Raw genomic sequence first — 7,472 nt, forward strand, 5'->3', positions numbered from 1 at the left:
CTCAATGAAAATCAAAGAGCAAACTAGGAAGCTAGCCGCAGGCTGTACTTGAGTACGGCAAGGCGAAGCTGACGTGGTTTGAATTTGATTTTCGAAGAGTATAAGCACTTAAAAAAAGAGTTATTTTACTTCAAAAATGGTATAATGAGAGGACGATAGAAAGGAAGTATTTATGGAGCAAAAAGAGAAACATTTTAGCCTATCTTGGTTTTTTAAGTGGTTTTTAGATAACAAGGCCATTACGGTATTTTTAGTAACCTTATTATTGGGACTCAATCTTTTTATTTTAAGTAAGATTAGTTTTCTATTTTCACCTGTTTTAGACTTTTTAGCAGTTGTGATGTTACCAGTCATTCTGTCTGGTTTGTTATATTATTTATTGAATCCCATTGTTGATTGGATGGAAAAACACAAAGTCAATCGCGTTATAGCTATCACTATTGTCTTTGTCATCATTGCTCTCTTTATTATTTGGGGCTTGGCAGTCGCCATTCCAAATCTGCAACGCCAGGTTTTGACCTTTGCAAGAAACGTTCCTGTTTACTTAGAAGATATAGATAGGGTTGTTAATGGATTGGTAGCCCAGCATCTGCCAGATGATTTCAGACCTCAGTTAGAGCAGGTTTTGACAAACTTCTCTAGTCAGGCTACAGTTTGGGCAAGTAAGGTTTCATCTCAGGCAGTCAACTGGGTGAGTGCCTTTATTAGCGGGGCATCTCAAGTGATTGTTGCCTTGATTATCGTTCCTTTCATGCTCTTTTATCTCTTGCGTGATGGGAAAGGCTTGCGTAACTATTTGACCCAATTCATGCCAAGAAAATTGAAAGAACCTGTTGGACAAGTTTTGTCAGACGTGAATCAACAGTTGTCCAACTATGTTCGAGGGCAAGTGACAGTGGCTATTATTGTTGCGGTAATGTTTATGATCTTCTTCAAGATTATCGGTCTACGCTATGCGGTTACGCTTGGTGTTACTGCTGGTATTTTAAATCTGGTTCCTTATCTTGGTAGTTTCCTAGCTATGCTTCCTGCCTTAGTTCTGGGCTTGATTGCTGGACCAGTCATGCTTTTGAAAGTAGTGATTGTCTTTATCGTAGAACAAACTATTGAAGGCCGTTTTGTCTCTCCATTGATTTTGGGAAGTCAATTAAATATCCATCCCATTAATGTTCTCTTTGTTTTGTTAACTTCAGGATCTATGTTTGGTATCTGGGGAGTTTTACTTGGTATTCCGGTTTATGCCTCTGCTAAGGTTGTCATTTCAGCCATTTTCGAATGGTATAAGGTAGTCAGTGGTCTATATGAAGTAGAGGGAGAGGAAGTCAAAAGTGAACAATAGTCAACAGATGTTACAGGCTTTGGAAGAGCAAGATTTAGCCAAGGCAGAGCACTATTTCGCCGAAGCTTTAGAAAATGATTCAAGTGACCTTCTGTATGAGTTGGCAACTTATCTTGAAGGGATTGGTTTTTATCCTCAGGCAAAGGAGATTTACCTGAAAATTGTAGAGGATTTCCCAGAGCTTCATCTTAATCTAGCTGCAATTGCTAGCGAGGATGGTCAAATAGAGGAAGCCTTTGCTTATCTTGAGGAAATCCAAGCTGACAGTGACTGGTATGTGTCGGCTTTGCTTCTTAAGGCAGATCTTTACCAGATGGAGGGTTTGACAGATGTGGCGCGTGAGAAATTATTGGAAGCCTTGACCTACTCAGAGGATCCTCTCTTGATACTGGGCTTGGCAGAGTTGGATAGTGAGTTGGAAAATTACCAAGAGGCTATTCAAGGCTATGCTCAGTTAGATAATCGCTCGATTTATGAGCAAACAGGCATTTCCACCTATCAACGAATTGGCTTTGCCTATGCACAGTTGGGGAAATTTGAAGCGGCTATAGAGTTTTTAGAAAAAGCCTTGGAGTTAGAATACGATGACCTAACAGCTTTTGAGTTGGCCAGTCTTTATTTTGATCAAGAAGAGTACCAAAAGGCCGTCCTCTACTTTAAGCAGATCGATACCATTTCTCCTGACTTTGAAGGCTATGAATATGGTTATAGCCAGGCCTTACATAAGGAACACCAAGTTCAAGAAGCCCTGCGTATCGCTAAGCAAGGCTTAGAGAAAAATCCCTTTGAAACTCGCCTCTTGCTGGCTACTTCACAATTTTCTTATGAATTGCATGATGCTAGTGGAGCAGAGAACTACCTCCTTACTGCTAAAGAAGATGCTGAGGATACGGAAGAAATCTTACTCCGTCTAGCAACTATTTATCTGGAGCAGGAGCGTTATGAGGATATTCTAGACTTGCAAAGTGAGGAGCCAGAAAATCTCTTGACCAAGTGGATGATTGCTCGTTCCTATCAAGAAATAGACGATTTGGATACTGCCTATGAGCATTACCAAGAGTTGTCAGGAGATTTGAAGGACAATCCAGAGTTTCTGGAACACTATATCTACCTCTTGCGTGAATTGGGCTACTTTGAGGAAGCAAAAGTCAATGCACAAGCTTACTTAAAACTGGTTCCAGATGATGTGCAAATGCAAGAACTATTTGAGAGATTGTAAGAATGTTTAAACATATAGAACTGTAGTTTATCTCTTTTGATAGCTACGGTTTTTATTTGTATATGATAGAATTTTTTTGCAAAAATGGTTGGTTATTTTGTTTATTCATGCTATAATAGGAACAATTACTTTTAGGAGGTGCAGTATGTCTTATTTATTTGAGATATTACCGAGTTTACTGAATGGTGCGAGTACGACTGTACAGGTCTTTGCACTGGTCTTGCTATTTTCGATTCCTTTGGGCGTTTTGATTGCCTTTGCCTTGCAAGTCCATTGGAAGCCCCTCCATTATCTGATTAACATTTACATCTGGGTTATGCGTGGCACCCCCTTACTCTTGCAACTGATTTTTATTTATTATGTGCTTCCAAGTATTGGGATTCGTTTAGACCGCCTTCCTGCTGCCATTATTGCCTTTGTTCTCAACTATGCAGCTTACTTTGCAGAAATTTTCCGTGGAGGAATTGACACTATTCCAAGAGGACAGTATGAGGCTGCCAAGGTCTTGAAGTTTAGTCCCTTTGCCACAGTACGCTATATTATCTTGCCTCAGGTGACCAAGATTGTTCTTCCTAGTGTCTTTAATGAGGTTATGAGTTTGGTAAAGGATACTTCTCTGGTCTATGCTCTAGGAATTTCAGATCTTATCTTGGCTAGTCGAACAGCTGCTAACCGCGATGCTAGTCTGGTTCCTATGTTCTTGGCAGGTGCCATTTACTTGATTTTAATTGGGATTGTGACAATTATTTCCAAAAAAGTTGAGAAGAAGTACAGTTATTATAGATAGGAGGTTGCCATGTTAGAATTACGAAATATCAATAAGAAATTTGGAGACAAACAAATCCTGTCTGATTTCAGTCTAAGTATTCCTGAAAAGCAAATCCTGGCTATCGTTGGACCTTCTGGTGGCGGTAAGACGACCCTCTTACGTATGCTTGCAGGTCTTGAAACCATTGATTCAGGGCAAATCTTTTATAATGGACAACCTTTAGAGTTGGATGAATTACAGAAGCGAAACCTACTGGGATTTGTATTCCAAGATTTTCAACTGTTCCCTCATTTATCAGTTCTGGACAATTTGACTTTATCGCCTGTGAAGACCATGGGGATGAAGCAGGAAGAGGCTGAGAAGAAGGCGCGTGGTCTCTTGGAACAATTAGGACTAGGAGGACACGCAGATGCCTATCCATTTTCATTATCTGGTGGGCAAAAGCAGCGGGTGGCCTTGGCGCGTGCTATGATGATTGACCCAGAAATCATTGGCTACGATGAACCAACTTCTGCCCTGGATCCAGAATTACGCTTGGAAGTGGAAAAACTAATCTTGCAAAATAGGGAACTTGGGATGACCCAGATTGTGGTAACCCACGATTTGCAGTTCGCGGAAAATATCGCAGATCAGATTCTCAAGGTTGAGCCTAAGTAGGAGGTGTCGATGACTAATAAGAAAATTGTTTTAGTATTGTTTTCTCTCCTGACTCTCTTTTTAACAGCTTGTACTCAGAAGGCTAGTGATCCAAAGCAAGATAACTGGGATAAGTATCAAGAGCAAGGCAGTATAACCATTGGTTTTGACAATACCTTTGTACCCATGGGTTTTGAAGAAAAGAATGGCCAATATACGGGCTTTGATATTGACTTAGCACAAGCAGTTTCTGAAAAATTAGGTTTTAAGGTGCAATTTCAGCCAATTGACTGGGATATGAAGGAGACGGAACTGCAAAATGGAACTATAGATGCCATCTGGAATGGCTATTCTGCCACTGATGAACGCCGAGAGAAGGTTGCCTTTAGCATTCCATATATGGAAAATCAGCAAGTTCTGGTTGCGAAGAAAAGCCAGCAAATTCATTCAGTAGAGGATATGAAGGATAAGATCTTGGGTGCCCAAGCTGGTTCCTCTGGTTATTTAGACTTCGAAGCCCAGCCAGATTTACTGAAAAATCGTGTCAAAGACCAGAAGGCTAATCAGTACCAGAGTTTTAATGAGGCCTTGATTGATTTGAAAAATGACCGGATTGATGCTCTGTTAATTGACCGAGTGTATGCCAATTATTATCTTCAGTCTGAAGGGATATTAAATGACTATAATGTTTTTTCAGCAGGATTTGAAAGTGAATCTTTTGCGGTCGGAGTTAGACCAGCTGATAAAAGATTATTAACAGCATTAAACCAGGCCTTAATCGAACTATACCAAGAAGGAAAGTTCCAAGAAATCAGCCAAAAATGGTTTGGAGAAGATGTAGCAACCAAAGAAGTAAAAGAAGGACAGTAATATAAAATAGTGGCTGAGACTGCGTTTTGATTAGCAAAACGTAGTTTTTTTATAATCTAGGAAAACGATAATAGCGATTGAATCTGCATAATTGAATAAATAGCCCACTGTGATTTTAAACCATTGTTAAAAATTGATTTGACTTCCAAAATTAAAATGTTCTGTAATGAAATGCTGATGCAACTGTTTTAGGAACAATAAAACGCATAATATCAAGGGTTTCTGGCACCTTATATTATGCGTTTTTGTGATTTTAAGACTTGTTAGCTGATTTTTTACAATCCTGCGAAATCTTTGATTTCTTGTGCTGACATTGAAGAGTCGCAACGGACATTGATTTGTCCATCTGCAATGTGAACGAAGCCTGGTACAGTTGGAATTCCATAGCGTGAGCGGAATTCTTGCAACTCATTGAGTTGGCTTGGTTCTTCACTGTTGATGAAGTAAATGTGAGCTTTGGTTTCAGCTACGACACCTGACAATGTACCTGCAAATTTACGGCAGTAAGGGCAAGTTTTACGACCGATGAAGAAGGTTGCAGTTTCTTTCTTATCAAGAGCTTCTTGCGCACGCGCAACTGTAGTGACTTCAAGGTCTTTGATATTATCTAAAAATTGTTCCATGAGATTACCTCGCTTTCATTGATAAGTCTAGTATGCCATAAAGTTTCTAAAATTGCTTAGATTTGATACGAAAAAAAGATGAGATTGTTTGGTCTCATCTTTTATAGGACTTTATTTTACAAAAGCATTGATTTCTGCTTCGATATTAGTAATCTTAGCTTGTGATTCTTCGTTTGTTTCCCCTACAACTGCAATGTAGAACTTGATTTTTGGTTCTGTCCCTGAAGGGCGAACGGCAATCCATGAACCGTCAGCAAGTGTGTATTTTAACACATCACTTGGAGGAGTTGTCAAGTTTGTAACAGTACCGTCAGCAGCAGTAGCAGTTTGTGCCTTGAAGTCTTCTACGACAGTGATAGCTGTTGCGTTCCATTCTTTTGGAGCATTGTTGCGGAATTTAGCCATAATTGCTTTGATTTGTTCAGCACCATCAACACCTGAAAGGGTAACAGAGATAGTTTTTTCTGCGTAGTAGCCATACTCTTTATAGATTTCTTCGATACCGTCAGCAAGGGTTAAACCACGTGAACGGTAGTAGGCAGCAAGTTCAGCAACGACAAGAACAGCTTGGATAGCGTCTTTATCACGTACGAATGGTTTAATCAAGTAACCGAAGCTTTCTTCAAATCCCATCATGTAAGTGTGGTTGTGTTTTTCTTCGAATTCTTGGATTTTTTCAGCGATAAATTTGAAACCTGTCAAAACGTTGAACATGGTTGCGCCGTAGCTTTCAGCAATCTTCGTTACCAAGTCAGTTGATACGATAGATTTGCAAAGGGCTGCATTTTCAGGAAGAGTTCCAGCATTTTTGTGGGCTTCCAAGATGTATTTAGCCATGATAGCACCGATTTGGTTACCTGATAGGTTAAGGTAGCTACCATCTTTTTGAAGAACTTCAACACCAACACGGTCAGCATCAGGGTCAGTTGCCACAAGAACATCTGCACCAACTTGACGACCAAGTTCTTCAGCAAGGGCAAAGGCTGCTTGGCTTTCTGGGTTTGGAGATTTTACAGTTGAGAAGTCTGGATCAGCAGTTGCTTGCGCTTCAACGACTTGAACTGAGTCAAATCCTGCTTGGGCAAGAGCACGACGAGCCAACATTTCACCAGTACCATGAAGTGGTGTGTAGACAATCTTCATGTCTTTACCGAATTCTTCAATCAAGGCTGGGTTGATGTTTACGTCCTTAACCTCTTTAAGGTATTCTACGTCAACAGCTTCACCGATAACTTCGATCAAGCCAGAAGCTTTTTCAGCTTCCACATCAGCAACTTCTACCGCAAATGGGTTTTCGATTGCGCGGATATAAGTAGTCAAAGCGTCTGCGTCGTGTGGAGGCATTTGTCCACCGTCTTCACCGTAAACCTTGTAACCGTTAAATGGAGCAGGGTTGTGGCTGGCTGTGACCATAATACCTGCGAAACAGTTGAGGTGACGAACTGCAAATGATAGTTCTGGAGTTGGACGAAGGCTTTCAAATACATAAGATTTGATACCGTGTTTAGCAAGAACTGCTGCAGATTCAAAGGCAAACTCAGGTGAGAAGTGACGGCTATCGTAGGCAATTGCGACACCGCGTTCTTTTTCGTTTCCACCTTTTGACTCAATCAAACGAGCCAATCCTTCAGTAGCTTGGCGAACAACGTAGATGTTGATGCGGTTTGTACCAGCACCAATCAAACCACGCATACCTGCAGTACCAAATTCAAGATTTGTATAGAAGGCATCTTCCTTTGTTTTTTCGTCCATATTTTCCAAATCTTGACGAAGATAGTCAGGAAGCTCCGCAAAATCAACCCATTTCTGGTAATTTTCTTGGTAAGACATTAAAATTCTCCTTTATTTTTAAAACATTTAATCAGTTTGATTATATCATTTTTTTTAGTTTTAGTAAAACCTTATCTGCTTCGAAAATCTTTTCAAACCAGGTCGGATTGAATTTGGGGTTTATATGATGTTGAGGCTAGGGAAAATTCAATCTCAGTAAAAAAAGTAAGTCTTCTCATAATAAAA

At 40.1% G+C, this 7,472-nt stretch carries 7 protein-coding genes; 5 read left to right on the top strand and 2 right to left on the bottom strand.

What is annotated here, in order from left to right:
• The first annotated feature begins 172 nt into the window (after positions 1-172).
• The 5 genes from HT728_RS05580 to HT728_RS05600 all read left to right on the top strand — a co-directional run bounded on the left by HT728_RS05580 (position 173) and on the right by HT728_RS05600 (position 4,833).
• Positions 173-1,339 (top strand): AI-2E family transporter, encoded by a 1,167-nt coding sequence (locus HT728_RS05580; RefSeq protein ID WP_119920095.1) that lies wholly within the window; start codon positions 173-175, stop codon positions 1,337-1,339.
• Complete coding sequence (locus HT728_RS05585; protein WP_173234264.1) at positions 1,329-2,558, top strand: tetratricopeptide repeat protein; 1,230 nt, start codon at positions 1,329-1,331, stop codon at positions 2,556-2,558. The genes HT728_RS05580 and HT728_RS05585 overlap by 11 nt, the downstream gene beginning before the upstream one ends.
• Before the next feature lie 145 nt (positions 2,559-2,703).
• Complete coding sequence (locus tag HT728_RS05590) at positions 2,704-3,345, top strand: amino acid ABC transporter permease (RefSeq protein WP_031222863.1); 642 nt, start codon at positions 2,704-2,706, stop codon at positions 3,343-3,345.
• Between the two features lie 9 nt (positions 3,346-3,354).
• The gene (locus HT728_RS05595) at positions 3,355-3,984 is read left to right on the top strand and encodes an amino acid ABC transporter ATP-binding protein (protein ID WP_173234266.1); all 630 of its coding nucleotides are present in this window, start codon (positions 3,355-3,357) and stop codon (positions 3,982-3,984) included.
• A gap of 9 nt (positions 3,985-3,993) precedes the next feature.
• Positions 3,994-4,833 (top strand): amino acid ABC transporter substrate-binding protein, encoded by an 840-nt coding sequence (locus HT728_RS05600; protein ID WP_164226888.1) that lies wholly within the window; start codon positions 3,994-3,996, stop codon positions 4,831-4,833.
• A 275-nt stretch (positions 4,834-5,108) separates the two neighbouring features.
• Here HT728_RS05600 and HT728_RS05605 read toward each other — a convergent pair whose 3' ends face one another.
• Both HT728_RS05605 and HT728_RS05610 read right to left on the bottom strand, forming a co-directional pair.
• Positions 5,109-5,456, bottom strand: coding sequence for a thioredoxin (locus HT728_RS05605; RefSeq protein ID WP_173234268.1), 348 nt, complete (start codon positions 5,454-5,456; stop codon positions 5,109-5,111).
• 111 nt (positions 5,457-5,567) lie between these two features.
• Positions 5,568-7,286 carry a phospho-sugar mutase gene (locus HT728_RS05610; protein ID WP_173234270.1) on the bottom strand — a complete coding sequence of 573 codons (1,719 nt, stop codon included), beginning with the start codon at positions 7,284-7,286 and terminating at the stop codon, positions 5,568-5,570.
• Positions 7,287-7,472 lie beyond the last annotated feature (186 nt).

This window comes from Streptococcus sp. 544, from assembly GCF_013277385.1.
In the GTDB taxonomy this organism is placed as follows: domain Bacteria; phylum Bacillota; class Bacilli; order Lactobacillales; family Streptococcaceae; genus Streptococcus; species Streptococcus mitis_BA.